Origin of the sequence: Desulfoprunum benzoelyticum, from assembly GCF_014201505.1 — a bacterium.
GTDB lineage: Bacteria > Desulfobacterota > Desulfobulbia > Desulfobulbales > Desulfocapsaceae > Desulfoprunum > Desulfoprunum benzoelyticum.
This window is the reverse complement of sequence record NZ_JACHEO010000016.1, coordinates 17,466-44,264: the sequence shown is the minus strand read 5'-3', so window position 1 is coordinate 44,264 and position 26,799 is coordinate 17,466. Positions and strand designations below refer to the sequence as shown.

Sequence of the window (26,799 nt, the reverse complement as noted above, 5' to 3'; positions counted from 1 at the left end):
GAGAGAAGGTACGGTGGAACACTATACAGAAAAGCAGTATGACGATGACCTCACTATCGTTGCTGATGAGTATGACGATTCCCTCCAGACGGACAATGTCGATTTGTTCGAGTTTCCCACCTATGACGAGTCGCCTCTCACCAGATTGAAATCGCTCGTTCTGTCCATTGACTGGGAGATTACGGATGATATTCTGAACCAATTCAATGAAGAGCTTATAGACTTGAAGGATGTCTGGGCGGACGAAAAAATATATCTTGTCTATATCCAGGCCCTGGAGAAAATCAGCAAATACATCTACAAAGAGAAGGCTGCCGCCAATCCAAATGCGATAAAACTGCTGCTCTCCTTCTACCACAACCTCGAAAAAATGGTTGCTACCGATTCGATGACAGAGGGAGAAAGACGACAGCTGTTACTTGAAGATGTCAGAAAATTCGAGATTCTGAAGAAACAGATCAGTAAGGAGCAGAAAAAAGACGCAGTGACAACCCATCGCGAGATCCACGCAGATGAAATGCAGCCGTCTCCCGTGACTGCGCCGGATGCCGGGTCCGTCCTCTCCGATCTGAAGGCGATTGTACTTGGTATCGATTGGGAGATCACTGAGACTGAGCTTGAACGACTTCGAGATGAAGTCCTGCGTCTCAGGGAGGTTTTTGCCGGCAGCCGGCCGAAGCAGATCTTCCTTCAGGGGTTGGGCGCCCTGGCTGCCTATATTCGGCTCAAGAAGGGTGATGCCCATACCGAGGCCTTCAGACTCCTCCACTCCTTCGTTGCCGGTCTTGAAAAGATTGTAACTGTGCCCATGAGCCTTGAGGAAGAGAAGAGAATTCTTCTTCCTCAAGTTGAGAAATTCAATGAATTCAAAGTAATCGTTGAATCGCAAGTCAACCCGAGAGAGGTCGAGGAAGAAGAATTCTCAGACGATGCAGTGGAGGGAAGCACAATTGCTCCCGCCTTGTCCGATTTTCCGGAAGAGGAGGAACGAGGGTTTCAGGAAGAAGAAGAGGCCGCTTCCCTGGGACTAGTGGCATCTTCGACGGTCGATGGCCAGGTCGACAGGTTCTTTACCGACACCGACGAACTGCACCCTGACGAAATCAAGAAGGATCAATCCGAGGTTCAGGCAGACGGAAATGTTCCGGGCCAGGGCGGAGAGGCGAAAGGACCCCATCCCGGCGCCATGTCTCAGCCGGAGATCGTTCCTGCCGGCCCCGGTAGTAGAGAGCAGGAGGTGGCATTGCAGGGGGTGGATGTCGAGAGCGATACGGATGATGGATCCGATTATGACAGGCTCCGCTACCAGGCTGGCGATCTGGCGCCGGCCTTGTCTGAACTCGATGACACGGTGATGGTTGCGAGAAGCGAGACTGTTCCCGAAGAAAGTATTGAATTCGCCGCTGACGTGGAAAGCCGGCTGGATGATTTCTTCGGTGCGCTGGACGTCGACGAGGCGCAACCACGAGAAGCGGATCTCGGAGGAGAACCGGGAGAAGCAGTCCCGGCCGAGTTCCAGGAATCAGTGGTATTTTCTTCTGGACAAACCAGTGCCGATTCTTTGGAAACAATCGCGATTCCGGGAGTGGACGTTGAATCAGAGGATGATGATGAATCAGGGGAAGAGCCGCTGGCGTTTACCGGCGAAGACCTGGTTCCGGCTCTCTCCGGTGAACTTGAGGCAGAGGACTCGGCAACCGGCGAAGACCGTTTTGCCGCCTTCGCGTCTGCAGACCTTGGATCAGGTCAAGATCAACGTATTGCCGGGGAGATGGATTCGATAGCAGACATTGAGGATCGACTCGATTTTCTCTTCGAGAAGGAAGAGGAGCCGCCGCAGGAAGATCAAACGCTTGTCGACGACCTGCAACCTGCGTTGGCGGAAGAAGCTGGCGGAGAATCGCTCAGTGAGGAGAATCTGGCAATAGATGAGGCTGAAGTTGCGTTGGAACAGCCACCTTCCTCGAGGCCTGTGATAGTGCTTGAAGACGGAGAGGTCGGGGAAGAGTTTGCCTTCGAACCGGTAGAGGAAGAAGAGGGTATTGCTACCGCGGAAGCTTCCCCGGACACCGAATATATGGCTGTATTCGAGGGTGTGGAAGAACCTGTAGCCGTCGCTTCAGATTCGGAAGATATCTTCGCTGTTGAAGATCTGGTGGTTGAAACGCCGGAAACGTCGGCAGATCAACAGATCGTCAATATGGATGACGACTCGTATGCGGCTCTGGCAGATGAACTGGCCGGCGAACGCCTTGCCTTGACCGGTGCGGACGGTATCGACGAGGGTTTGGCGAAACTGATCAGAGAACTGGTCAGGAGCGAGGTTGAATTGATCCGCCAAGAAATGCTAAGTGGTATCGAAAACCTGCGAAGAGAACTGGTGGACAGGGAACGCTGAAATTTACTCCGGCAAAACCAGTTCCCGGGAAAAAGGGCTGCCTCATCTGATGATGAGGCAGCCCTTTTTCGTTGAAGAGTGGCTGAAAACATGGAGAACAATTCCGCCTGGTCGCTCAGTGCAGCAGGGCGAGGACACTCATTACCAGATACAGCAGAAGCCAGATTGCAAGAAAGATGAGGATCGATTTGAAAAATCGATGCTGTTTCCTTGCCATGAAAAGAGCAAAGATGAATGTAGCCGGAAAGATCCATCCGGCTACGAGCGGGGGGAAGTAGCGAAGGAGTTCCTGCAGGCCGAGAAAGAACCAGGGCCCTGAGATATAGCTGACACCGAGTTTTTCAGGATCGATCGGGGCGGCCACGAAGACACTGAACAGAAGTACGAGACCGATCGCAGGGAGATAATCGGTCAGGCGGATCCGATAGCGGCGCAGATGTTCCCAGGTCAGGGCAAGCCAGAGAAGGTCAAAGGTTATGATGTGGGTGACGTAGACACGCTGCATTCCGTGATCCGTGATGGAGAAGAAGGCGCTGTTGATCGCCGGACCAAGGATCGGGATATCCAAAAGAATCGCTTCGGCAATCGCTCCTGCGGAGACCCCCGTGCTGTCGGCGCGCAGTATGTAACCGGTAAAGAGCAGAAGCAGGATCACCGGCAGGGCTGCGATCAGTCTGCTCCACTGGGCTGTCGTATAGCTGTCGGTGCTGCGATAGACGGCAAGGAGATGAATGATGGCCAGAAGGAAGAAGAACTGGCTCGAATAAAAGTGGAGGGAACGAAAATACTGGCCGAAGGGAACGAGCAGATCCATCGCTGCCGTTGAATAGTAGGCGGCGGCCGGATCGTAATGGAGGGCGACAAGGACTCCGGAGACAAGGGAAATGTAGAGGCAGACCAGGCTCCACGCGCCCCATTTGACAACGATGAGGTTCCCCGCCAGTGTTTTCAGGTTCATAACCGGATCCCCGCTATAAGGTCACGATGTAGTAGGGGGGATCCTGCCGAACTTCAACCGCGAAGGTCTTCAATGGTGTCTTGGCCGGACCGTTCAGCAACCGGCCTTCACTGGAGAATCGACTCTGGTGGCATGGGCATTCGAGGAGATCTTCTTTTTCCACGTAATGGAGGGTGCAGCCAAGGTGGGTGCACTTTCGCGACACCGCCCAGACCCGGTCTTCCCGGGCGAAGAGAATGAAATTTGGGAAAAGTCGGAATTGTCCCGGCAAAATCTGCTTGGCAACCTCGATCCGCTGCGGTTTTCGAGGCAGTCGAAAACCGATGAATCGATACAGCGGATACAGGAGCGAGAGGATGCCTATTCCGAGAAAAATCCGCCGCGTTACCAGAGTCTTCCGCGATTTTTTTGCCGGCCGGCGCATGAGTCGGGTCAGCGGGCCAATTTTTTCTTCAGCATCTCGTTGACACAGGCTGGCACCATGTCGCTGACGTCCCCGCCATGGCGGGCGGCGTCCTTTATGATCGACGAGCTGATAAAGATCCATCGCAAACCCGGCATCAGGAAGACGGTGTCGACTTCCCGCTCCAGTTTTCTGTTCATCAGCGCCAACTGGAATTCGTAGTCGAAATCGGAGACCGCCCGCAGACCGCGGATGACGGCTCGTGCTTTCTTCTGGGCGGCATATTCGACCAGCAGTCCGGAAACGGATTCGACGCTGACCCGGGAATTATGTTCTCGAAACACTTCCTGTATCATGCTGATCCGTTCGTCGAGAGTGAACAGCGGCGTCTTGCCCGGATTGATGGCGACGGCGACAATGACGGAATCGAAGAGTTCAAGAACACGGTTGACCAGGTCCACATGGCCGTTGGTGATCGGGTCGAAAGTGCCGGGATAGATGGCGAGGGAACGACTTTTCGGGCTATTCTGCATGGCTGCTCCTTGTTGTGTGGGAATGAGCGGCAAGCTCTCGGCTCAGGCCGGTGTCGGGCTGCATCCTTTGAAAGATCCAGAAGGCGGTATCGCCATAAACGCGCTTATCGATCAGTTTCAACGTTGTAAAGTTGTCCTCCGGTTTTTCGTCAGCTCGTTCTTCTGCGATCAGCAGACCTTCCGGCGCCAGGAGATGGCTGTCGTCCAGGTCGTGCAGCGTGCGCTGACAGAGACCTTTGGCATAGGGGGGATCGAGGAAGATCAGGTCAAAAAGAGAAAATCTTTTGTGCTGGAACTGGCGTACAGGCAAACCCCTTCGCAAGTCGTGCTGGATCAGAGACAAACGCGGTTGAACGACCGCGGAGGATGTTTCCGGAGACCATTCCTCCACTCCGGCACAGGCCCGGATGTTTCTGGTGATCAGGTCTAACGCGAGACGACTGCTGTCGACGAAGAGCACCCTTGCTGCGCCGCGGCTGAATGCCTCGAGACCGAGGGCGCCGGTGCCGGCATACAGATCGAGGACTACGGCCTCCTGAGGGCGTTGGCCGATGACATTGAACAACGCCTCCCGGGCTCGATCGGAAGTCGGTCGGATGACCAGGCTCTGCCCGGGGGGTGAAAAGAGTTTCCTACCTCTGGCAGATCCGCTGATGATTCTCAAGTGTTCTGGATTGTGGAGATGGGGTTGAACCTTCCCGCCGTCGACACGACGATCCGGATCGTTGTGCCACAGACCCGGATCGTCAACGACGAAAGTTGATCAAATGTAATCGGCTGTCAGTTTTTCGGCGATCTGCACGGCATTGAGGGCGGCACCCTTGAGGATGTTGTCGGCGACAACCCAGAGATTGATGCCGTTGGCGATCGAATCGTCTTCACGGATACGGCCGACGAGCGTCTCGAAATTGCCGGCACAATCGGTGGCGAGGGGATACAGGCCCTGCTTCGGTTCATCGACCAGTCTGACGCCGGGGGCGGTCGCGAGGAGCCGTTTCACTTCCTCGGCAGAGATCTTCGATCCGGTCTCGACATTGATCGACTCCGAATGGCCATAAAAAACAGGGACCCGGACCGTCGTCGCGGTGACGCCGATGGCTGGATCTTCGAAGATCTTGCGGGTCTCGTTGACCATCTTCATCTCTTCTTTGGTATAGCCGTTGTCAAGGAAGGAGTCGATCTGGGGCAGACAGTTGAAGGCGATCTGGTGCGGATACACCTTGACCTCCATCGGTTTGTCGGCGGCGTAGGCCATGATCTGGTTTTTCAACTCGAGAATCGCCTTGGTCCCGGTGCCGGAAACGGCCTGGTAGGTCGAGACGACGATGCGCTTGATGCCGACCTTGTCGTAGATCGGTTTGAGGGCCACCAGCATCTGGATGGTGGAACAGTTTGGATTGGCGATGATTCCCCGCCTCGTATATTGGGCGATGGCATGCGGGTTCACTTCCGGAACGACGAGAGGGATCTCGGGGTCCATGCGGAAGGCACTGGAGTTGTCAACGACGATGGCCCCCGCAGCCGCGGCTGCGGGTGCAAATTCGAGCGAACGGTCTCCGCCGGCCGAGAACAGGGCGATATCGATGCCTTTGAAGGCGTCCTTGGTCAGCAGCTGCACCGGAATCTGCTCGCCCCGAAAGGTGAGCTTCCTGCCGATGGAGCGTTCGGAGGCGAGCAGCCTCAGTTCTTTAATCGGAAAATTCCTTCTTTCCAGCACGTCCAGCATGGCGCCGCCAACCGCTCCAGTGGCCCCCGCAACCGCGACCGCATATTCTTTTTTCGTCGCACTCATCGCTATGTCCTCGAAAGGTAAAATCACCTGTTGAACAGGAAAAAACCGGTATTCCAGAGCGCTACGCCTGGAAATCCAGGGTTTATATTGGCAAATGATGCGGCCGAGACGGCAACTGTGTCTCGGCCGTTCATTTACAAACCGGGATTACTGAAAAATCACTGAACCATACAGTATACGGTGATACAAGGCAAAAATGTATCGGCAGGCCTCAGGGGAGCAGTCCCAGGACTGTCTCGCCGGCGATGACCTTCTGCCCCACGGCAACCTGGACGCTGGTCTCTTTCGGCAGGTAAAGGTCGACCCGCGAGCCGAAACGGATCAGGCCGATGCGTTGGCCGCGCTGTACGTGATCTTTGGGTTCAAGCCAGCAGACGATCCTCCTGGCGATGAGACCAGCCACCTGAACGACGGCGATTTTGCTGCCGGAGGAGGTGGTGAGCAGCGTTGCGCAATATTCATTGCGCAGCGCCCCCTGGGCGGAATCGGCGGAGTAGAACATGCCGGGAACGTAGATCGTCCTGTCGACATCGCCATCGCATGGCGCCCGGTTGACATGAACGTTAAAAATATTCATGAAGATCGATATCTTGTAGGCTTGGCCACCGGTGAAGTTCTGATCCATGACGTCTTCGACCAGGATGACCTTGCCGTCCGCCGGGGATACCAGGGCGTCGGCCCGTTCCGGGATAAAGCGTTCCGGATCCCTGAAGAAATAGAGGGTGAAGGCGGTGGCGAGCAGGGCAATCAGGGTTGTCCCGGTCAGGCCGAGAATGGCGAAGATCAGCGTCAGAAAGGCGGAAAAACCGATAAACGGATAGCCTTCCTGGGCAACGGGCACTTTGGCTGCAAGCATGATACAGGTTTCTCCTGGGAGGTGGGAACTCCGACTGGCGTCAGCGGCATTGGCTGAACATTTCGGTTTGCGAAGGCTGGCGTAAAATCCGATATGAGGGAAAATTGACGTTCCTGCCATCGGTTCCTCCGTCGATCGGGGAAGGAACCGATACCGGGTTTATTTGTTTTTTGAGGCCCTGGCCATGGCAATGGTCCCGGTGCGGACGATTTCCTTGATGCCGATCGGTTTCAGCAGATCGATCAGCGCCTGGATCTTGGAGGCCGAACCCGTGACTTCAACGGCATAGCTCCTTGAACTGACATCGACGACCTTGCCTCGGAAGATATCGATCACCCGCAGGACCTCGGCGCGGGTCTGGGACTCGGCCTTGATCCTGATCAGCACCATTTCCCGCTCGACGTATTCCTTCTCGCTGATGTCGGTGACCTTGATGACGTCGATCAGTTTGTGCAGTTGTTTGGTGATCTGTTCGATGATGGAGTTGTCGCCCCTGGTGACAAGGGTCAGGCAGGAGATGCCGGGGTCGAGAGTTTCGGCGACACAAAGACTTTCGATATTGAATCCCCTGCCGCTGAACAGCCCGGTTACCCGTGAGAGGACTCCGGGCTTATTTTGAAGAAGAACGGATAAGGTGTGTTTCATTGTTGTCCTGTATGCGTGACGGGTTATGGAAATCCTGCTGGTTATCGATAATGCGCCGGATCAGACGAGCAGCATCTCGGTCGTAGCCTTGCCTGCCGGTACCATCGGGTAGACGTTCTCCTCGCGAGCGATGGAGAAATCCATGATGACGACGTTGTTGGAGGCCAGGGCCTTCTCGATGACGGGGACGACCTCGCTCTTCTTCGTGGCGCGCAGGCCGACCGCACCATAGGCCTCGGCCAGCTTGACGAAATCAGGCGTGACCTCCATCACCGTCGAAGCATAGCGTTTGTCATAGAACAGTTCCTGCCATTGCCGCACCATACCGAGATAACTGTTGTTCAGGATCGCGATCTTGACCGGGCAGTTGTACTGTTTGGCGGTGGCCAGTTCCTGGATGTTCATCTGGATCGAACCATCGCCGGCGACATCGATAACCAGCCGGTCGGGGAAGGCCATCTGGGCGCCGATGGCGGCCGGCAGACCGAAGCCCATAGTGCCGAGACCGCCCGAAGTGACGAAATGGCGGGGCTTGTTGAACTTGAAAAACTGGGCCGTCCACATCTGGTTCTGCCCGACCTCTGTGGTGATGATGGCATTGCCGCCGGTCAGCTTGTCGAGCATCTCGATCACGTACTGCGGCTTGATCAGCTCACCTTCTTCCTTGTATGTCATGGGATATTTGGCGCTCCATTCCCGGATCGTCTCCAGCCACGCCTCGTGCTGGGCGGCCTCCTCCTTGATGTTGATTCCGGGTTCCTTGGAGAACCAGCTGTTGATCGCGGTCAAGGCGTACTGGCAGTCGGCGACGATCGGGATGTCGACCTTGACGTTCTTGCTGATCGAGGTCGGATCGATATCGATGTGGATGATCTTGGCGTTACAGGCAAACTCCTCGAGTTTACCGGTCACCCGGTCATCGAACCGGGCACCGACGGCGATCAACAGGTCGCTCTGGGCGACGGCCATGTTGGCGGTGTAACTGCCGTGCATGCCGAGCATCCCCATCGACAGCGGATGCGAGCCGGGAAAGGCCCCCAGTCCCATCAGGGTCATCGTCACCGGGATATTGAGGTTGATGGCGAGTTCCTCAAGGGCTTTGTGGGCATCGGAGAGGATGACCCCGCCGCCGACATAGAGCACCGGCTTCCTCGACTTGAGGATCTGCTTGCAGGCCTTGGCTATCTGGCCGATATGCGGCTCATACGTCGGTTGGTAGTTCTGCATGCGGATCGGCTTCTGTTCCGGATAGGTGAGCTGGCCGGCCATCAGATCTTTCGGCAGATCGACCAGCACCGGACCGGGGCGGCCGGTCCGGGCGATATAGAAGGCCTCGCGCAGAACCGGCACCAGATCCTCCTTGTTGCTGACGAGATAATTGTGTTTGGTGCACGGGCGGGTGATGCCGACGATATCGACTTCCTGGAAGGCGTCGTTGCCGATCAGCGAGCGGGGTACCTGCCCGGTCAGGATGACCATCGGGATCGAATCGCAGTAGGCGGTGGCGATGCCGGTCACGCCGTTGGTCGCCCCCGGACCGGAGGTCAGCAGCGCCACGCCGACTTCGCCCGTTACCCGGCTGAACGAGTCGGCGGCATGCACCGCCCCCTGCTCGTGACGGACCAGGACGTTGGTGATGTCGGAATCCATAAGGGCATCGAACAGATCTATGACCGCCCCGCCCGGGTACCCGAAGATTGTCTTGACGCCTTCTTCCTGGAGGCATTTTACTATTGCCTGTGAACCGGTCATTTTTACCATCAGCTCTTCCTCTTTCATGAATGTGAGCACCAGACGGAGTTGCGGCGCCTGGGAAACAGATGAATCATATGTAAATTAGAAAATATATATTTGAAAAAATGATATGTCAACATGGATCAAAAATGATTGGTATTTCAAATATTGTCTGTTTACAGAGAATTTTCAATACCTGATTCCGATACGCTTTTATTTGCCATCCTCCGATCGACAGACGAACGATCGAAGGGGATGGAAGGGCGGCCTCATCCTCAACGGATGCCTGATTTGGAGCAGGGCAGCGCCATTGCCTTCTGGAAAACATTCTTGACATCAGCATTGGATCACGTATATTTCGAGATATGCAGACACGGCGATCGCCGTGTTTGAATACTCACCGATCAAGGGACTGAAAAAAATGTCTATCCTTCTCGCTCTACTACAGGGACTATGCGTTGCCGCCGTGGCAGGGTCGGAGGGATTGTAGTTCGCTAACAATACAATACGATGACTTTCAAGGCCGCGGTTGATTCAACCGCGGCCTTTTTTGTTTCCATACACTGTGATTTTTCAAGGAGAAAACGATGAAACCGGAAGCAGTGAAGAAATACCGCCCTTTCCCTTCATTCGACATGCCTGACCGCAACTGGCCGTCGCAGGCCATAACCACGGCCCCGGTCTGGTGCAGCGTCGACCTGCGCGACGGCAACCAGGCCCTTATCCAGCCGATGAGCCTTGCCAAGAAGTTGGAGATGTTCAAACTGCTGGTCGATGTCGGGTTCAAGGAGATCGAGGTCGGTTTTCCTTCGGCTTCACAGGTTGAATATGACTTCACCCGCACCCTGATCGATCAGGAGTTGATACCGGAGGGCGTCCTGATTCAGGTGCTGACCCAGGCGCGGGCGCACCTGATTGAAAAGACCTTCGCATCTCTCAAAGGGGCGAGGGAGGCCATCGTCCATCTCTACAATTCCACCTCGGTGTTGCAGCGGCGGACGGTTTTCAAGATGAACCGCAAGGAAATCATAGCCCTGGCGGTCGAAGGGGCAAGGCTGATCAAGGAGGAGGAGGCGAAATACCCGGAGACCCATTTTCGTTATGAGTATTCGCCGGAAAGTTTTACCGGCACCGAACTGGAATTCGCCCTGGAGATCTGCGAGGCAGTGATGGATGTCTGGCAACCCACCCCGGACGAGCCGGTGATCATCAATCTGCCGGCGACGGTCGAATTGGCCAGCCCCAATGTCTATGCCGACCAGATCGAGTGGTTCAGCCGCAGGGTATCGCGGCGTGATGCGATCATCCTCAGTCTGCATGCCCACAACGATCGCGGCTGCGCCGTCGCCGCCACCGAACTCGGTCTGCTGGCCGGCGGGCAGCGCGTCGAGGGCACCCTGTTCGGCAACGGTGAGCGGACCGGCAACGTCGACATCATCACCCTGGCCCTGAACATGTTCACCCAGGGGATCGACCCCAGGCTCGATCTGCACGAGATCAATCAGCTGGTGGAGGTCTATGAGCGGGTCACCCATCTGCCGGTCCACCCGCGGCATCCCTATGCCGGAGAGCTGGTCTACACCGCCTTCTCCGGCTCACACCAGGATGCCATCAACAAGGGTATGACGATGTACGAAGAGGCTGAATCCGGTTTATGGGAGGTCCCCTACCTGACGATCGACCCCACCGATGTCGGGCGGACCTACGAGTCGATCATCAGGATCAACAGCCAGTCCGGCAAGGGTGGAATCGCCTATGTCATGGACAAGGAATTCGGCTTCAAACTGCCGAAGGAGATGCATCCGGAATTCGGCACGATCATCCAGGATCTTACCGAAAGGGAAGGCAGGGAACTGCAGCCGCAGGAAATCTACGACTCCTTCGAGAAGGTTTACCTGTCGGTGTCGCAACCTTTCGCGCTGAAAGGATTCAACACGGTCAAGCGGCACTTTGACAGTGCCGACAAGGCCTCGTTCGCCGATGTCGAGGCCAATCTGCTGGTCGACGGCGTTGAACGGACGCTCAAGGGTTCGGGCAACGGTCCGCTCGATGCCTTCTGCGCGGCGATGAAGGCCTCGGTGGCCGGCGAGTTTACCCTCTGCAGCTATCATGAACATGCGTTGAGCGGCGGACAGAGCGCGAAGGCGGCGGCCTATATCGAGATCGAGGACGCCGGCGGCAGCCGCTTCTGGGGGGTCGGAGTCGATACCGATATCATCGTTGCCTCGATCAAGGCGGTAATGAGCGCGCTGAACCGGTCGTGTCAGAGATGATCGCTGACGGAAGGGGAATTCCGGTGAAGTGAATTTTAGATAAAATAACTTGATTTGCCGGAGAATTCTGCTACAGCTTCAACTCGAATTCCCCTTCGGCAGGATCAACCTTCGTGTCTCAACCCGTCCCGTCGAAGCACTGTGTCGAAAGAGGCGGAGCGGTGACGAGATGGCGACGGCGTGTTTGCCAGTCGTGCCGCGCAATCCTGTCACCAGCCGGCTTGGCAAAGACGCTGTCTGGCCTCAACTGGAATAAAACAACATAATAACTACATGACCTTACTGACCGCAAAACGCATACTGGTAACCGGCGGCGCCGGTTTTCTCGGCTCCCATCTCTGTGAGCGCCTGCTCAACGATGGCCATGATGTTCTCTGTGTCGACAATTACTTCACCGGCAACAAGAACAACATCCTTCACCTGCTCGACAATCCCCATTTCGAGCTCATGCGCCACGACATCACCTTCCCGCTGTATGTCGAGGTTGACGAGATTTACAACCTGGCCTGTCCGGCCTCACCGATCCATTACCAGCACGATCCGGTGCAGACCACCAAGACCTGCGTCCACGGCGCCATCAACATGCTCGGCCTGGCGAAGCGGGTCGGGGCCAAGATCTTCCAGGCCTCGACGAGCGAGGTCTACGGCGATCCCAATGTCCACCCCCAGCCGGAGAGCTACTGGGGCCACGTCAACCCGACCGGCACCCGCTCCTGCTACGACGAGGGCAAGCGCTGCGCCGAGACCCTGTTCTTCGATTACTACCGCCAGCATAAGCTGCGGATCAAGGTGGGGCGGATCTTCAACACCTACGGCCCGCGGATGCACCCCAACGACGGCCGGGTGGTCTCCAACTTCATCGTCCAGGCCTTGCAGGACCAGCCGATCACGATCTACGGCGACGGTTCGCAGACCCGTTCCTTCTGCTATGTCGACAACCTCATCGAGGCCTTTGTCCGTCTGATGGACACTGATGATGGGTTCCTCGGCCCCGTCAACCTCGGCAACCCGGTCGAGTTCACGATCAGGCAGCTGGCCGAGCAGGTCATCGCGTTGACCGGCTCCAGATCCGAGCTGGTCCACAAGCCGTTGCCCGCCGACGACCCGCTGCAGCGCAAGCCGGACATCACCCTCGCCCGGGAAAGGTTGGGCTGGAATCCGGATGTCCAGCTGCAGGATGGGTTGGTAAAGACGATTGCCTATTTCAAGGACCTGCTGTCATAGCAGACCGCAGCGATGATCCTCCCGGAGGCTGAACCTGCCGAAGCCTCCGGGGGGCTTCCCTCTTCCATCACGGCCACGGCCTAAGCCCGGCTGCCTACCAGCCCTTGGTGGCCATGATCTTTCTGATCGTCTCCTCGTTCTTTTTCTCGACAATCAACATCTTCCTGGCCTGAGCGGTCTTGATCTTTGCCGTCAAGGCATTGATGTCGGCCGGTTTTTCGAGGAGATCGAGGGCGCCGAGTTTCATCGCCTCGATGCCCTGCTTGATCGTGGCATGGCCGGTCAGCAGGATGACCTGGAGATCGGGATTCTTTTCCTTGAGGATCTTCAGGGTTTCGATCCCGTCCATTTCCGGCATCGCCAGGTCAAGGATGACGGCATCAAAGGACTCGGCGGAAACTTTTTCGAGGCCTTCCTTGGCCGATGAGGCGGTCGTCACCTGCATGTCCCTCGCCTTCATCCGCTCGGACATCGCCGACAGGAAATCAACCTCATCATCGATCAACAGGATTTTCTCAGACATATCGTTCTCCATTTTGGTGGTTTGCCATTTTTGATCCTCGACCGCAACATACGATCATGCCAGATGCAGGGTCAGGGTGTGTCCGGCCGGATCGGTTGTCATTGTGGCCCCGAGGGCGGCACGGATGGCTTCGAATCCGGTCTCATCCGGTACCGGTAAGGTCTCGCTGAGACCGTCGATGCCGGTGATATGCAGCAGTATGGTCGACGCGGTCTTTTCCGGGATCAGGGTCAGGGTCCGGCCGGCGCCGGTTGCGGCGATCGCCAGTTCGAGGCAGAGCCAGACCAGGTTTTCGAGCAGAAAGGGATTGCAGGTGAGATGGATCGGCTGGGCCGGCGCCGTCGTTGCAAGGGATATCCTGCCCATGGCCGCCTTTCTCGCCGCCAGGTTCGCCACCAGTACGACCAGGTCATGGAGATCGATCTGGGACTCGAACTGATCGACACTGTGGGCGAACCGGTTCATGTTCTTGAGGATTTCGTCGGCGCGATGGATTTGCTTGGAAAAATTCTGAACGGTGCGGTCAAGCTTGTCGGGGTCGATCGGGGATCCCCGGCGCGCGGCAAAGGTCAGATCTTCAAGCAACCCTGCATTCTCGTTGATTATCGCCAGGACGTTCTTCAATTCATGGGAGATGGAGGCGGAGACCGTGCCGAAAAACTGCAGCCCCGACCCGCCGATACTGTCATACTGTACGGTCATGGAGTTACTTTGCCTCCAGGGCTTTTTTGATCCTGGCCACCAGGATGTCGATGTTGATCGGTTTCACCAGGTAACCACTGGCCTCTGAGGAACCGGTGCGATAGTCCTCCTCCGAGCCGTGGCCGGTCAGGAAAATGTACTTCATCCCCGGGCACTGCTTTTCCAGCATCGCTTTCAGCTCGATGCCGCTGATGCCGGGCATCTTCATGTCGAGGACCGCCAGGTCATAGGTTTTCCGGGCGGCAAGTTCTATGGCCTCGGCAGCCTTGGTGGCATAGTCGACCTCCATGTTCCTGAATGACAGGCGCTCGGCCAGGGTAGCGACGAATTCAGTTTCGTCATCGACAAGTAGGATGCGCATCGTTATTTCTCCGCTTTTTGAGGGGGGTGCAGGGGCAATTGGATGGAAAAGGTCGTCCCCTCTCCCTTGGTGCTGGTCACTTTGATTTTGCCGCCCAGTTCCTGAACCAGGCCGTAGGTGATCGACAGGCCGAGCCCGGTCCCGCCTGTCTTGGTTTTGGTGGAGTAGAAGGGTTCGTAGATCTTGCCGAGTTCTTCCTCGGTCATGCCGCAGCCATTATCGGTGATCGTGACGACGATATGGTCTGGAGGATCGGGATGCACGGTGATGGTGAGTTTGCCGCCGACGTCCATCGCCGAGAAGGCATTGTTGACGATATTGAGAAAGATCTGCTGCAGTTTGCCGCGGTCGCACTGGAACTCCGGTATATTCGGCGCGACGTCAACCTTGACCGAGATGTTGCGGTACTCCGCCTCCTTGTTGAGAAAGGTGAGGACCTCGTTGATGACTGTGCCGATGCTGATCGATTCGAGAGTGACCTCCATGTGACGGGCAAAGCCGAGCAGACGCTTGGTGATGATGCCGCAGCGTTCGACCGAGGACAGGACCGAATCGATCAGGCCGACGATCCTGGTGTCGGCAGCATAGGTGTCGGTGTAGGTGAACAGGTCCTTGATCAGCCCCGCCTTTTCGTTGATGATCGCCAGCGGGTTGTTGATCTCATGGGCCACCCCGGCTGCCAGCCGGCCGATAGAGGCCAGCTTGTTGGAGTATTCCATCTCATGCAGGATCATCAGACGGCGTTCATCGGCAAGGTACATGTTGTTGACCAGGTAGGTCGAAAAAGCGAAGATGACGAGGATAATGACCGAAATACTGACCGCTAGGAACAGTATAAGCTTCAAACGGGTCTGATGCCAGGACTGCATCATGTCGTTCTTATGCTTGATGATCATCAGGATATACGGCGAATCGGGGATATAAGACGAACAGACGATGACCGGTTCCCCCTGTTCGTTTTTGTCTTCCCTGATCTCGGTGTTTTCCGAAAATTCCGGGATGGTGTAGGAAATGTTCTCGAAAATGTCTTTCTGGTAGCGGGTCGGGGTCTGAATAACCCCTTCACGGTTGACGAGAAAGGCGTCGCCGCGGCCGCCCAGCTCCAGAGTGGTCAACAGTTCGTTGAACCGCACGGTGTCGAGGGCGGTGCGCAGAATGTAACAGGAGCCGTCGGGGAGGGTGTGCTTGACGGCGATCACCAGATGCGGCACCTTGCGGAAGCCGAGGAACACGTCGCTGATGTGGAAGCCTTTATCCTGGACCTCGGTGCACCAGTCCTGATCGCTGTAATCTTTGCCCTGGAGGGAATACGGCCCGACATAGGTGGTCTGGACCCCGTCGCTGTTGATGACTCCGAGGTCGACAAAGCCGCCGTAGCTTTCGCGCAGGTTGTCGAGGAGGACGGCCAGTTTCGCCGGATCGTTCAATTCTTCGTGGGACTTGTCGCGGACGACGAAGGTCAGGGCGGCCAGCCGTTCGCTGAGGAAGGAGGAGATAGTGCGCTTGGCGTTGGAACCGACCCGCAGGGTCCGGAGCAGATTTTCCGACTCGATCGATTGCTGGGTGACATTGTAATCGATGGCGGTAATGAGAACCAGCGGGACCAGGGTGACGAGCGAGGTCAGCAGCATCGCCCATTGCCAGATCCTGCTGTAGTTGAACATCTGGCGGAAGGGGCCGGTGGTGATGTTCCGGCTCCGGAGAAAATCGGGTTTGATGCGATCGATGATCGTCATGCGTGACTCCGGCCTCTGCAGATCGGGGAGGAACGCCGGCCTGTTGACCGGCCGGCGTCCATCACCCGTTTAACCACGGGTTTTCTTGCTGTGAACCTTTTCATTGGCCTTGATCAGGGTCTGGCTGAGCAATTGGATGTCGACCGGTTTCTGGAGGAAGGCGAAGGCCCCCAGTTCCATGCAGATGTCCTTGTCTTTGTCGGTGCCATGGCCGGTAAGGACGATGACCTCGATATCGGGGTTCGTCGCTTTGACCTGGCGCAGGACCTCGATGCCGTCGATGCCCGGCATCTTCAGATCGAGGATCATGACTTCGGGTTCCTCGTCCTGGATCATGGTCAGGGCCGATTCGCCGTCGTAGGCCACCGCCGAGCCCATATCACGCATGATCAGCCGTTCGGACAGGGTCTGGACGAAATCCCGCTCGTCGTCGACGAGAAGAACCTTCGACGGCACCTCGAAGTCGTATCTGCGGTAGATATCGGGTTGGTAGAAATTTTCGCCGATCCTCGTGGCGGCCCCGGTAACTCCCGGCACCTTTTCGACGATCGATTTCAGTTCCTCTTCGAGGCGCGACAGCATCAGGACATTTTTGTTGATGGTCAGGGTGATCTGCCCCTTGTGCGCGTCGACCCCGACGTTGTGCCCCTCCTGGGCCAGTTTGACCTCGACCTGGGCGGCAAGCAGAAAATCATCCAGGATGTGCAGGGAATGCGGGGTCCTGGCGACGACATCGCTCTTCGCCTTGTCGATGATCAGCGCCGCGGCATCGACCACACTGGTCTTGTCCATCGGCACAACGATGTCGTAGAGGGTCGAGGCCCATGGATCCTCGCCCCGGTCCAGCATCTTCAGGAGAGCGGCGAGGTCTTCGTCCTGCTGGCGGATGTGCTGCAGGGCCGCCTTCTCCGACAGACCCTGGCGCTGCATCGCCTCGGTGAGGCGGTATTTGATTTCGGCCACCAGGCACACCCTGAGGATGTGGGTGATCTTTTCCGGGATCAGAAAACTCACCGGCCCGGTGATCAGCAGCTGGTCGTCTTTCAGAATATGGGCCAGGGCCAGACGCAGGTGGGCGATCGAGCGTTCCTTTTCATGGGTGAAACGGTTGAAGACCGAGGTTTTGGCGGAGAAGGCGGCCATGATCTTGGCCTCGCTCATCCCCGACGACTTGCCGGCCAAGGCTGTGATCTCGTTGACATCGACCGTGCGGTAACCGGATGTGGCGGACACTTCCTTGATGACCTCTGACTTATTGCTGAACGCAGCCCCGACTAGAGTTATGACAGACATAAAATCTCCTTGATTTGCACGGTATTAAGCTATGTAGCAGACGTTGGTGAGCGGACACTGGCTCTCTTCCGATTTCCTGTGGGCAGACTCATGCACCGCACAGATGGCCTTCTCCATCGTGGAATAGACATGGTCCCGGCCGATCTTCTCGATCAGGTGGGTCCTTTCGAGGACCTCCATGACCGTTTCGTTGACGCCGCTGAAGGAGATATCCATTCCTGCGCTCCTGACGTTTGCCACAACCAATGATAGCACTTCCTCACCGGAGGCATCAATGTCATTCATGCCGTTGGCGACAATGACGATGTGCCGGAGGTCCTTCTTGTTCTCCATCCGGGCGGAGATCTGGTCTTCGAGGTAACTGGCGTTGGCGAAGAACAGCGGCCCGTCGAAACGGATCATGTCGATGTACTGGCATTGCCTGAGACCGTGGACCACCGAGTCGCGCAGGGATTCGTCTTCAAAACGGGAGAGGGAGGTGACGGTCGGGCGCATGCTCTTGTACAGAAATACGGCGAGTGAAAGGCCGACGCCGATCATGATGCCCTTGTCGAGATGGGGGGCGAAGGCCAGGGTCATCAGGAAGGAAATGACGGAGATGATCCCGTCGTAGCGCTTGGCCTTCCAGGCGTGAATGAAACCGGAGGCGTTGATCAGGCCGATGACCGCCATCATGATGACCGCCGCCAGTACTGACTGGGGCAGATGGTAGAGCAGCGGGGTGAAGAAGAGGAGGACGAGGGCGACGGTGGCGCTGGTGAAGAGGCTGGACAACCCGGTCACCGCCCCGGACTGGAGGTTGACGGCGGAACGCGAGAAGGAGCCGGAGACCGGGTAGGCGTTGCTCATCGAGCCGAGGATGTTGGCGAGCCCCTGGCCGATCAGTTCCTGGTTGGGGTCGAGCCGCTGGCCGGTCTTGGCGGCCATTGCCTTGGCAATCGAAATGGCCTCCATGAAGCCGAGCAGCGAGATGATGATGGCGCTGGCGAGCAGATGCGAGATCGCCCGCATGTCGATCGCGGGCATCGACAGGGACGGCAGCCCTTTGGGGATGTCGCCGACGACGGCGCCGCCGCCCATCATCTTCAGCTCGGCGGTCTTGAGCGGCGAGTTGCCGACCTTGATCCGCCAGGTCCGGCCGTCATCTTCGACACCGTCCGGCAGTTCGCCGGCCAGGTGGAAGGAGAGGCTGCCATTGTCCGCCGGCACGGCCTGGAACAGCAGGTCGCGCAGCTCCTTGCGGTATTCGGAGGCCTTGTAGCTGATTTCCTTGATTTCGAGCTGAATGCGGTTGCTTTCGTGCTCGGCGTCGAGGGTCGCCATGTTGTCATGGGCCTTTTTGGCCTCATCGAGGATCAGGGCGACATCCGTCTGTTTTTTCTCGAGGGCGGGTTTGGCCTCCATCGCCGCATTGAAGGCAACTATCATCTCCCTGGCCTTTGGCGACTGGATAGTGTCGATCGCGGCGGTGGTGTCATGCTGGAAACCGGTGGCCCAGGCGATGACCGTCGTCAGGACGACGGCCACCAGGACGTTGGGGACCTTCGGCGCCATCTTCTTGAGAACGAACATCAGGGTGAAGGCGCCGACGCCGAAGACCAGGGTCGGCCAGTGGGTATAGTGGAGAGCGCTCTTGCAGACCTCGATGATCGTCTCGTAGTGATGGGCCTTGCCGTCGACGTAGACGCCGAACATCTTTTCGAGCTGGGAGGTGGCGATGATGATTGCCCCGGCATTGGTGAAGCCGTTGACGACCGGATGCGACAGGAAGTTGACCACGAGTCCGAGGCGCAGGACGCCGAGGAGGAACTGGAATACGCCGACGATCAGCGACAGCAGCAGGGCGTAGCCGATATAGCCCTCGCTGCCGGCGGTGGCCAGGGGCGCCAGCGAGGCGGCGGTCATCAGTGATACCACCGCCACCGGCCCGGTCGCAAGCTGGCGGCTCGAGCCGAAGAGGGCGGCGATCATCGGCGGCAGGAACGCCGCGTAGAGTCCATAGTACGAGGGCATCCCGGCGAGCTGGGCGTAGGCCATCGACTGCGGGATCAGGACGAGGGCGACCGTCAGACCGGATATGAAATCTGCCCGGAAGCTGCCGGAGTTATACCCCTTCAACCAACTGAGGAACGGAAAGATTTTTGTCAGCATTCACTCCACCTATTCTATTGTTTATTTTCAACCATTCTACGGCAGGAAACGATGAGCTCGCCGTAGAGAGCGCCCGCATTGTATAAATTGTTGCTTTCAAGCTGGATGATACCGTCGACCATGGCGAGGATGATCAGGGCCGTCTTCCGGGTCGACAGGTCCTGGTTGATGGAGCCGTCCTGTTGGCCCAGATCCAGGGCTTTCTCGAAGATATCGACGAGACAGGTGTAGATGTCTTCGAGGTATTTCCGGCAGATCGGGTTGACCACCGCCAGTTCGTAGGTGTAATGGCGCCGCAGCAGGAGAAACCATTCCCGGTTGGCGGTGGCGAGGTGCAGATGATAGGCGACGGCGCCGAGCAGCATCTCGAGTCCCGAGGTGAACTGCTCCTCCTGGAAGTAGAGGGAGAATTCCTTGACGATACCGGTCTTGACGCTCTCGAGGACGGATACGAACAGGTCTTCCTTCGTTTTGAAGTGATAGAAGATCGTCGCCCCGGCGATGTCGGCCATGCTGGCGACTTCGGTCATCGAGGTATTGGTGAATCCCTTGGTGGCGAACAGGAGCGTCGCCATCGACAGGATCGTGCTTTTCTTGGATCTCTTCGGCATCTTGACCCTTCTTGTTCCAAACTGACTGACTAGTCAGTTAGTACAATATGCGGTTTCTGCCGTCAAGAATTTATTTTATCCCTATTGATATTTGGCGATGACCGGAAGCGGCGACGGTAATCATCCAAAACATGATTTGAAATATATACTTATGGGAATGGCCAGGGAATTCCTGTATACTCCGTGCGCTCGCTCCGGGCAGGCATCGAGGCCTGCACCGGAGGGCTGAACAACCCAAACTCCCTGATTGCGCATGACCATTGTCTCCATCATCGTCCCCACCCTGAACGAAGCCGGCAATATCGATCCGTTGCTGGACAGGATATTCAAGGTCCGTGACGCAGAAGCCATCGATCTCGAGGTCGTCTTTGTCGATGATCAGTCGACCGACGGCACCGCCGACGAGATCATGGCGTGGCAGGCAGACTATCCCGTCCGTCTGGTGCGGCGTGAGTTTGATGACGGGCTGGCCGGAGCGGTGATGGCCGGGGCCAGGGCCGCCGAAAGTGAATTCGTGGTGGTGATGGATGCCGATCTCAGCCACCCGCCGGAGGCCATCCCCGAATTGGTCGCGCCACTCCTTGCCGGCAGCCACGATATGACGATCGGCAGCCGTTACGTCGAAGGCGGAGCGATCCCGGGATGGTCGCTGTCGCGGAAGGTCTCGTCGAAGCTGGCGACCTTGCCCGCCCGGCTGTTTACCGATGTCAGGGACCCGATGGCCGGCCTCTTCGCCGTGCGTCGGCAACGGCTGGCCGGCCTCTGCCGCCGGGTGAGCGGCTTCAAGATCGGCTTCGAACTGCTGGCGACCGCCGAGGTCGACCTGCGGGTGGCCGAAGTCCCGATCACCTTTCATGACCGCCACCAGGGCACGTCGAAGATGAATGCGGCGGTCATCGGCGACTATCTCCGGCAACTGCTGCAGCTGACCGGCGGCCGCCTGCTGCCGGCGCCGGGCGACGGGTTGTGGCTCGCATTCGGCACGCTGCTGGGAATCGCCACCGATTATACCCTGATCCACACCTTCCTCCGGCAGGGGATGCCGTTCGGGAGCGCCCATGTCCTCGGCGGTCTCGGCGCCGCGGCCGCCGTATTCGTCGCCCTGATCGCCCAGCCGCTGTGGCGGGTGCTCACGACCTGTCGCCTGACCGTGGCGACGGTTGCCGGATTCTGGTGGGTCGCCTTGCTCGTCGTCCTGCTGCGCGGCGGGATCGGCGGTGTGCTCCAGCGCTATGGCGGATGGGACGGGCCGGGGCTGACCGTGGCTGCCGTCCTGATCGGCGCCGTCGCCGGCTGGTTCGGCAACATGATCTTCATTTTTCCCAGGGAAAAGAGGCGGATCAACCTCGAACTGCACTGGCGCTGTCTCGGGTTGACGGTGGTTGCGTTTCTCTTCCTGTTGCGACTGATCTATGCCGGTCAGCTGGAACTGCTCGAGGAGGAAGCGTATTACTGGAATTACGCCCGCCATCTCGATATCGGCTATCTCGATCACCCGCCGATGATCGCCGTCCTGATCCGGCTCGGTACCACGCTCTTCGGCGATTCCGAATTCGGCGTCCGGGCCGGCGCCCTCTGTACCTGGCCGGTCGGGGCCTGGTTTGCGTATCGCTACGCCTGCCGCTCCTTTGATCGGAGCATCGCCTTCCGCACCCTGTTCCTGTATTCGCTCCTGCCGTTTTTCTTCTGGACCGGACTGGTGATGACTCCCGACGCGCCGCTGGCGGCCTGCTGGGCGGCCGCCGTGTATTTCCTGCACCGGGCGCTGATCGGCGGCGACAACACGGCCTGGCGGTGGGTCGGGCTCTGGCTCGGCCTGGGGATGCTGTCAAAATACACCATTGTCCTGCTGGGACCGGCGACGGTACTGTTCATGCTCCTTGACCACCGCGCCCGCGCCTGGTTCCGCCGCCCCCAGCCGTACCTGGCGGCCCTGCTGGCCCTGCTGGTCTTTTCGCCGGTGGTCCTCTGGAACCTCCGCCACGACTGGGCCTCCTTCGCCTTTCAGAGCCAGGGGCGGGTCGACGCCGTCGCGGTGTTCAGCACCGACGCGCTGATCGGCGCCATCGTCCTCCTCATCACCCCGCTCGGGCTGGTCGCCCTGGGGCATTTTCTTCTTCATGGCCGCTCCGTGCTCGGCCGTTTCCTGGACGCCGACGGGCGGGCGGCGGCGAGGGAGTACCGCTTCATCCTGTGCATGGTCCTCCTGCCGCTGGCGGTCTTCCTGTTCTTCAGCCTGTTCCGGGAAGTGAAGCTCAACTGGACCGGGCCGCTGTGGTTCGCGTTCCTGCCCGCCATGGCATTGACGATGCGGGACCTGGGCCGGCGGGTGGCGGCGGATCGGTTCGTCGGCGCCATGCGCCGGTTGTGGCCGGCGACCGCCCTCATCGTCATGCTGTCGACCCTGGCCGGCCTCCACTACTTCAGCCTCGGTCTCCCCGGAGTTCCGGGTTTTCGCGGGCCGTTCATGATGGGCTGGCGGCAACTGGCCGTCGAGGTCGACAGGATTGTCGAACGGGTGGAGGGCAAGACCGGCGCCACCCCGCTCGTCGTCGGGATGGATCCGTATCCGATCGCCAGCGCTCTGACCTTTTATCGTCGCGACGCCGGCAGTCATGGTGCCGGGCGGCATGGGGATGTCGCGGCCGGCGGTGACACGCTCGCCTGGCATGTCTTCGGCTGGAAGGGCTTGATGTATGGTTTCTGGTTCCCGCCCGCCGCTCTCGAGGGCAGGGACATGCTGCTGGTCGCCAAGGACCGTGAGCCTATGCGCAACGCCTATTTTCAACGGTATGTGACCAAGGTGCACAACGTCAGGCAGATCCCGGTCGACAAAAACGGGGCGCCGCTGACGATCTATTATTACCGTCTGGTCCGGGGCTACCATCACCGGCCGGACCCGTACTGAGTCCCAGCGCCGTTGGGGCTTATCCCGAGGCTCCTCCACCGCCCCCGCCGCCGGCCAGATTGCGCGGGTCGAGCAGCCGGCGCAGCCGGGCGGGCGGCAGATCGGTCTCGGCGAGGGCCGCCTCGAGGATCGGTTTATCCTGCTCCATCGCCAGCTTCGCCAGTTCGGCCGCTTTGAGGTAGCCGATCTCGGGGGTCAGCGCCGTCACCAGGATGGGATTGCGGGACAGCGCCCGAGTGCAGGCCTCGATGTTGACCCGCAGCCCGTCGATCGCCTTCCCGGCGAGGGATCTGGCGCTGCCGGCCAGCAGGTCGACGGCCTCGATCAGGTCGGTGGCCACCAGCGGCAACATCGTGTTGAGCTGGAAGTTGCCGGACTGGCCGGCCAGGGTGATGACGGCGTCATGACCGATGACCTGGGCCGCGGCCATGCACACCGCCTCGGGAATCACCGGGTTGACCTTGGCCGGCATGATGCTTGATCCCGGCTGCAGGGCCGGCAGGGTGATCTCGCCGATTCCGGCCAGCGGTCCGGAATTCATCCACCGCAGGTCGCCCGCGATCTTCATCAGCACCACCGCGACCGTCTTCAACTGACCGGAGACCTCGACGACGGTGTCGAGGCTGCTCAAACCCTTGAACAGGGAGGGGCCCGAGGTGCAGGGCAGGGCGGTGAGCTCCGCCAGCCGGGCGACCGCTACGGCGGCAAAGTCGGGGTGGCAGTTGACGCCGCTGCCGACCGCCGTTCCCCCGAGGGGCAGACGGAGGAGGCGGGGGAGGACATCGGCCAGGCGCTCGCGGCACTCGTCGACCGCCACCGCCCAGGCCTCCATCTCGTCGCGCAGGTAAACCGGCAGGGCATCCATCAGATGGGTGCGGCCGGTCTTGACGACCTCGTTGTACTCCTGCGCCTTCCGCCGGATCGAATCGGCCAGCACCTGCAGGGCCGGATCGAGGCGGAGCGTCAGCCCTTCCGCCGCCGCCAGCTGCATCGCCGTCGGGAACACGTCGTTGGTGCTCTGGCCGAGGTTGACGTGGTCGTTGGGCGAGAGGTTGATCCCGCGTTTTCCGGCGATGCTGGAGATGACTTCGTTGACGTTCATGTTGGTGCTGGTGCCGGACCCGGTCTGGTAGACCGAGACCGGGAAATGTTCCCTGTACGCTCCCTGGGCGATCTCGCCGGCGGCGTCCCGTATCGCCTCGCCGGTTTCCCGGTTCAGCAGCCCGAGGGCGGTGTTGGTCTCGGCCGCCGCCTGCTTGATCCTGGCCAGGGCCCTGATCAACGCCCAGGGGATGGTTTTTTGTGAAATGGTGAAATTGCCGATCGCGCGCTGGGTCTGGGGCCCGTACAGGGCGTCGGCCGGGATCGATACGGCACCCATGCTGTCGCGTTCCGTTCGATAGGTTGTGGTCGTCATAGCTGGCCTCCGGGTGATAGGAGCATGAAGCTTCCTCGTTGACACGATGTCCGGAACATGGAACTGTTTTTCCGTAAAGTTCGTGCAATTCTCGGCTCTACGTCGTTGCATGTAAATAACCGTAACAGTGCAGCGTCGTTACCGGCAAAAAAGGGCCGTAACGAAATAGGTGAAGTTGGAATGGTTGTTCCGTAACGGTTCTTAAACACTATAGCATCTTGGCCCCGGTGTCACTGGCGACACTGCTGAATTCGCCGGTTATGGAGTGATGTATGGTTGCGTGGTTCCTGTCCCTGTCCCCGGTTGCCCAGGCCCTGGCCGCCACCTGTTTCACCTGGGCGATGACGGCCCTGGGGGCGGGGTTGGTGTTCTTTTTCCGGACGATCGACCGCAAGGTTCTCGACGGCATGCTCGGCTTTGCCGCCGGGGTGATGATCGCCGCCAGTTTCTGGTCGCTGCTGGCCCCGGCGATCGAGATGGCCGAGGCCGAGGGCCGGCGGGCATGGTTGACGGCAATGGTCGGGTTTCTCTCCGGCGGCGCCTTTCTCTGGGTGGTCGACAAGATCCTGCCCCATATCCATCCCGGATTTCCGGCCGGTGAAGGACGGGAAGGGGTGAAGACCAGCTGGCAGCGCAGCGTCCTGCTGGTCCTGGCGATCACCTTGCACAATATCCCCGAGGGGCTGGCGGTCGGCGTCGCCTTCGGCGCCGTGGCGGCCGGTTACCCGGCAGCCAGTCTGGGGGCGGCGCTCGCCCTGGCGATCGGTATCGGGATTCAGAATCTGCCGGAAGGAGCGGCCGTTTCAGTGCCGCTGCGGCGCGAGGGGATGTCGCGGCTGAGGAGTTTTGTCTACGGTCAGATGTCGGGTGTGGTCGAACCGGTGGCGGGAGTGCTCGGTGCGGTTGCCGTCATCGCCATGCGACCGCTGCTGCCCTATGCCCTGTCGTTTGCCGCCGGGGCGATGATCTACGTGGTGGCGGAAGAGCTGATCCCGGAATCCCAGGCGGAGAAACATTCGGATGTCGCCACCATCGGGGTGATGCTCGGTTTTGCCCTGATGATGGGCCTCGATGTCGGTCTGGGATGAGGAAATCCCCCCAGCTTCGCCGATCGGCTCAGATGCCGCACATGCAGCCGCCAAGCCGGACGATCGGCTGGACCTCGGCGCAACAGGCCTGGATCGCGTCTTTGACCAGCTGGAGTTGTTCACCATCGATCTGCAGGCCGTCCTCCCGATCGATGCCGAGATCGGTGATGATCAGCTGGTGGTTGCAGCCGATCCCGCGCTGCTCCAGGATCCGACGGCTGCATCCCGTGTCACAGCCGTCGATGGCCACGATCATCCGGACCTTGCCGGCATCAGCGGCAGCGGATGGCAGACCGGCGGCGATGGCGGCCAGGCTGTACATCCTGCCGAACCCTGCAGCGGTCAGCTCGACTGCCGCCTGATGGCTCAGCTGGCCGACACTGCAGGCCCCGGCGCAAGGCAACATCATGATTTTATCGGGATGGATCGGGGAACAGGGGGTGGGCATGCCTTACCTTACGGAAGTCGTGCAGTTGCGGTGACCGGGAGAAGTGCCGGCTCGCCGGCATGGACGGCTGTATCAACGAACCGCTCATGCCGGACGATACCGATCGCCGGCTCGATATCCTGTTCGGCCGGTCTCAGACGTCTCCCGCTGGGAATGGGGTATCAGGCCTTCCACAGACCGTGCAGGTTGCAGTAGGCGCGGACTGTCACCTTGTCGGCGGAGCAGGCGAAACGAGCGGATGGTTTATCCCCCGGCTTGAGGTCCTGGCGATAGACCATATCGCCGTCAATCAGCTCGATCCACTCGATATAATGTTCGGCAGTCATCGGATGATCGACGGAACCGACATTGACCTGCCAGAAACCGTCCTTCTTCTCAAGGACCGGGACATGCTTTTCGTACGCCGCATCGGTGGTGTTCTCGGTCATTCTGGCCATCGGCTGGCCGCAGCACACCAGGGACCCGGCCCCGCCGGCAAGCACTTCAACGATATTTCCGCAGATCGAGCATTTGTATACTTCCATTTTTTCAGCCATAACTTCCTCCAGATATTGATGTTGAATGAAAAAAAACCCAACACCACTATACAGGAATGGAGGCGGTACTGTGAAGCAAAAAATAATATTGGTTATCATTTTCCATTTAGATTGCCCGCAGCGGCCGTCGTATCCAAGTTCCATGGAGCCATAATTTTTTTCCGTCCCGTTGCTGGAGGTATCGTCGTCCGGTTGCCGTAGCGGCAATG

General features: G+C 58.7%; 23 protein-coding genes. 5 read left to right on the top strand and 18 right to left on the bottom strand.

Features of this window, described 5'->3' with window-relative positions; all coding sequences use genetic code 11:
* The first annotated feature begins 13 nt into the window (after positions 1 to 13).
* Positions 14 to 2,398: a hypothetical protein gene (locus HNQ81_RS12765; RefSeq protein ID WP_183351691.1), complete on the top strand. Its 2,385-nt coding sequence runs from the start codon at positions 14 to 16 to the stop codon at positions 2,396 to 2,398.
* A gap of 115 nt (positions 2,399 to 2,513) precedes the next feature.
* Here the strand turns inward: HNQ81_RS12765 and HNQ81_RS12760 are convergent, their stop codons facing one another.
* The 8 genes from HNQ81_RS12760 to ilvB form a co-directional block, all read right to left on the bottom strand.
* On the bottom strand, positions 2,514 to 3,356 hold the full coding sequence (locus HNQ81_RS12760; protein WP_183351690.1) for a cytochrome b N-terminal domain-containing protein: 843 nt from the start codon (positions 3,354 to 3,356) through the stop codon (positions 2,514 to 2,516).
* 13 nt (positions 3,357 to 3,369) lie between these two features.
* Positions 3,370 to 3,780, bottom strand: a complete 411-nt coding sequence (locus HNQ81_RS12755; RefSeq protein ID WP_183351689.1) for a QcrA and Rieske domain-containing protein — start codon at positions 3,778 to 3,780, stop codon at positions 3,370 to 3,372.
* Between the two features lie 8 nt (positions 3,781 to 3,788).
* A complete protein-coding gene (gene coaD / locus HNQ81_RS12750) occupies positions 3,789 to 4,292 on the bottom strand; it encodes a pantetheine-phosphate adenylyltransferase (protein WP_183351688.1) in 504 nt (167 codons plus the stop codon).
* Positions 4,282 to 4,956: a 16S rRNA (guanine(966)-N(2))-methyltransferase RsmD gene (gene rsmD, locus HNQ81_RS12745; RefSeq protein WP_183351687.1), complete on the bottom strand. Its 675-nt coding sequence runs from the start codon at positions 4,954 to 4,956 to the stop codon at positions 4,282 to 4,284. The genes coaD and rsmD overlap by 11 nt, the downstream gene beginning before the upstream one ends.
* A 99-nt stretch (positions 4,957 to 5,055) precedes the next feature.
* On the bottom strand, positions 5,056 to 6,084 hold the full coding sequence (locus HNQ81_RS12740) for an aspartate-semialdehyde dehydrogenase (RefSeq protein WP_183351686.1): 1,029 nt from the start codon (positions 6,082 to 6,084) through the stop codon (positions 5,056 to 5,058).
* A gap of 211 nt (positions 6,085 to 6,295) precedes the next feature.
* Complete coding sequence (locus HNQ81_RS12735) at positions 6,296 to 6,940, bottom strand: phosphatidylserine decarboxylase family protein (protein ID WP_183351685.1); 645 nt, start codon at positions 6,938 to 6,940, stop codon at positions 6,296 to 6,298.
* A 159-nt stretch (positions 6,941 to 7,099) separates the two neighbouring features.
* Positions 7,100 to 7,585: an acetolactate synthase small subunit gene (gene ilvN, locus HNQ81_RS12730; RefSeq protein ID WP_183351684.1), complete on the bottom strand. Its 486-nt coding sequence runs from the start codon at positions 7,583 to 7,585 to the stop codon at positions 7,100 to 7,102.
* 60 nt (positions 7,586 to 7,645) lie between these two features.
* Positions 7,646 to 9,346 (bottom strand): biosynthetic-type acetolactate synthase large subunit, encoded by a 1,701-nt coding sequence (gene ilvB / locus HNQ81_RS12725; protein ID WP_183351745.1) that lies wholly within the window; start codon positions 9,344 to 9,346, stop codon positions 7,646 to 7,648.
* Positions 9,347 to 9,906: 560 nt separating this feature from the next.
* Here ilvB and leuA point away from each other — a divergent pair.
* Positions 9,907 to 11,592 carry a 2-isopropylmalate synthase gene (leuA, locus tag HNQ81_RS12720; RefSeq protein ID WP_183351683.1) on the top strand — a complete coding sequence of 562 codons (1,686 nt, stop codon included), beginning with the start codon at positions 9,907 to 9,909 and terminating at the stop codon, positions 11,590 to 11,592.
* Positions 11,593 to 11,865: 273 nt separating this feature from the next.
* On the top strand, positions 11,866 to 12,816 hold the full coding sequence (locus HNQ81_RS12715; protein WP_183351682.1) for a UDP-glucuronic acid decarboxylase family protein: 951 nt from the start codon (positions 11,866 to 11,868) through the stop codon (positions 12,814 to 12,816).
* Between the two features lie 94 nt (positions 12,817 to 12,910).
* On the opposite strand, the gene HNQ81_RS12710 is transcribed toward HNQ81_RS12715, so the two are convergent.
* The 7 genes from HNQ81_RS12710 to HNQ81_RS12680 form a co-directional block, all read right to left on the bottom strand.
* Positions 12,911 to 13,339: a response regulator gene (locus HNQ81_RS12710; protein ID WP_183351681.1), complete on the bottom strand. Its 429-nt coding sequence runs from the start codon at positions 13,337 to 13,339 to the stop codon at positions 12,911 to 12,913.
* A gap of 54 nt (positions 13,340 to 13,393) precedes the next feature.
* Positions 13,394 to 14,041 (bottom strand): HAMP domain-containing histidine kinase, encoded by a 648-nt coding sequence (locus HNQ81_RS12705; RefSeq protein WP_183351680.1) that lies wholly within the window; start codon positions 14,039 to 14,041, stop codon positions 13,394 to 13,396.
* A 4-nt stretch (positions 14,042 to 14,045) separates the two neighbouring features.
* A complete protein-coding gene (locus HNQ81_RS12700) occupies positions 14,046 to 14,402 on the bottom strand; it encodes a response regulator (RefSeq protein WP_183351679.1) in 357 nt (118 codons plus the stop codon).
* A gap of 2 nt (positions 14,403 to 14,404) precedes the next feature.
* Complete coding sequence (locus HNQ81_RS12695) at positions 14,405 to 16,138, bottom strand: sensor histidine kinase (protein WP_183351678.1); 1,734 nt, start codon at positions 16,136 to 16,138, stop codon at positions 14,405 to 14,407.
* A 69-nt stretch (positions 16,139 to 16,207) separates the two neighbouring features.
* Positions 16,208 to 17,431 carry a response regulator gene (locus HNQ81_RS12690; protein ID WP_183351677.1) on the bottom strand — a complete coding sequence of 408 codons (1,224 nt, stop codon included), beginning with the start codon at positions 17,429 to 17,431 and terminating at the stop codon, positions 16,208 to 16,210.
* Between the two features lie 24 nt (positions 17,432 to 17,455).
* Positions 17,456 to 19,582, bottom strand: a complete 2,127-nt coding sequence (locus tag HNQ81_RS12685; RefSeq protein WP_183351676.1) for a SulP family inorganic anion transporter — start codon at positions 19,580 to 19,582, stop codon at positions 17,456 to 17,458.
* Between the two features lie 14 nt (positions 19,583 to 19,596).
* Complete coding sequence (locus tag HNQ81_RS12680; protein WP_183351675.1) at positions 19,597 to 20,193, bottom strand: TetR/AcrR family transcriptional regulator; 597 nt, start codon at positions 20,191 to 20,193, stop codon at positions 19,597 to 19,599.
* A gap of 253 nt (positions 20,194 to 20,446) precedes the next feature.
* Between HNQ81_RS12680 and HNQ81_RS12675 the strand changes: the two genes are divergently transcribed.
* Positions 20,447 to 23,101, top strand: coding sequence for a glycosyltransferase family 39 protein (locus tag HNQ81_RS12675; RefSeq protein WP_183351674.1), 2,655 nt, complete (start codon positions 20,447 to 20,449; stop codon positions 23,099 to 23,101).
* A gap of 19 nt (positions 23,102 to 23,120) precedes the next feature.
* Here the strand turns inward: HNQ81_RS12675 and HNQ81_RS12670 are convergent, their stop codons facing one another.
* Positions 23,121 to 24,518 (bottom strand): class II fumarate hydratase, encoded by a 1,398-nt coding sequence (locus tag HNQ81_RS12670; protein WP_183351673.1) that lies wholly within the window; start codon positions 24,516 to 24,518, stop codon positions 23,121 to 23,123.
* 272 nt (positions 24,519 to 24,790) lie between these two features.
* Between HNQ81_RS12670 and HNQ81_RS12665 the strand changes: the two genes are divergently transcribed.
* Positions 24,791 to 25,606: a ZIP family metal transporter gene (locus HNQ81_RS12665; RefSeq protein ID WP_183351672.1), complete on the top strand. Its 816-nt coding sequence runs from the start codon at positions 24,791 to 24,793 to the stop codon at positions 25,604 to 25,606.
* Positions 25,607 to 25,634: 28 nt separating this feature from the next.
* Here the strand turns inward: HNQ81_RS12665 and HNQ81_RS12660 are convergent, their stop codons facing one another.
* Together HNQ81_RS12660 and HNQ81_RS12655 are read right to left on the bottom strand one after the other, a co-directional pair.
* Entirely contained in the window at positions 25,635 to 26,015 is a 381-nt protein-coding gene (locus HNQ81_RS12660) for a putative zinc-binding protein (RefSeq protein ID WP_183351671.1), read from the bottom strand.
* Positions 26,016 to 26,215: 200 nt separating this feature from the next.
* Entirely contained in the window at positions 26,216 to 26,590 is a 375-nt protein-coding gene (locus HNQ81_RS12655; protein WP_183351670.1) for a desulfoferrodoxin, read from the bottom strand.
* Positions 26,591 to 26,799 lie beyond the last annotated feature (209 nt).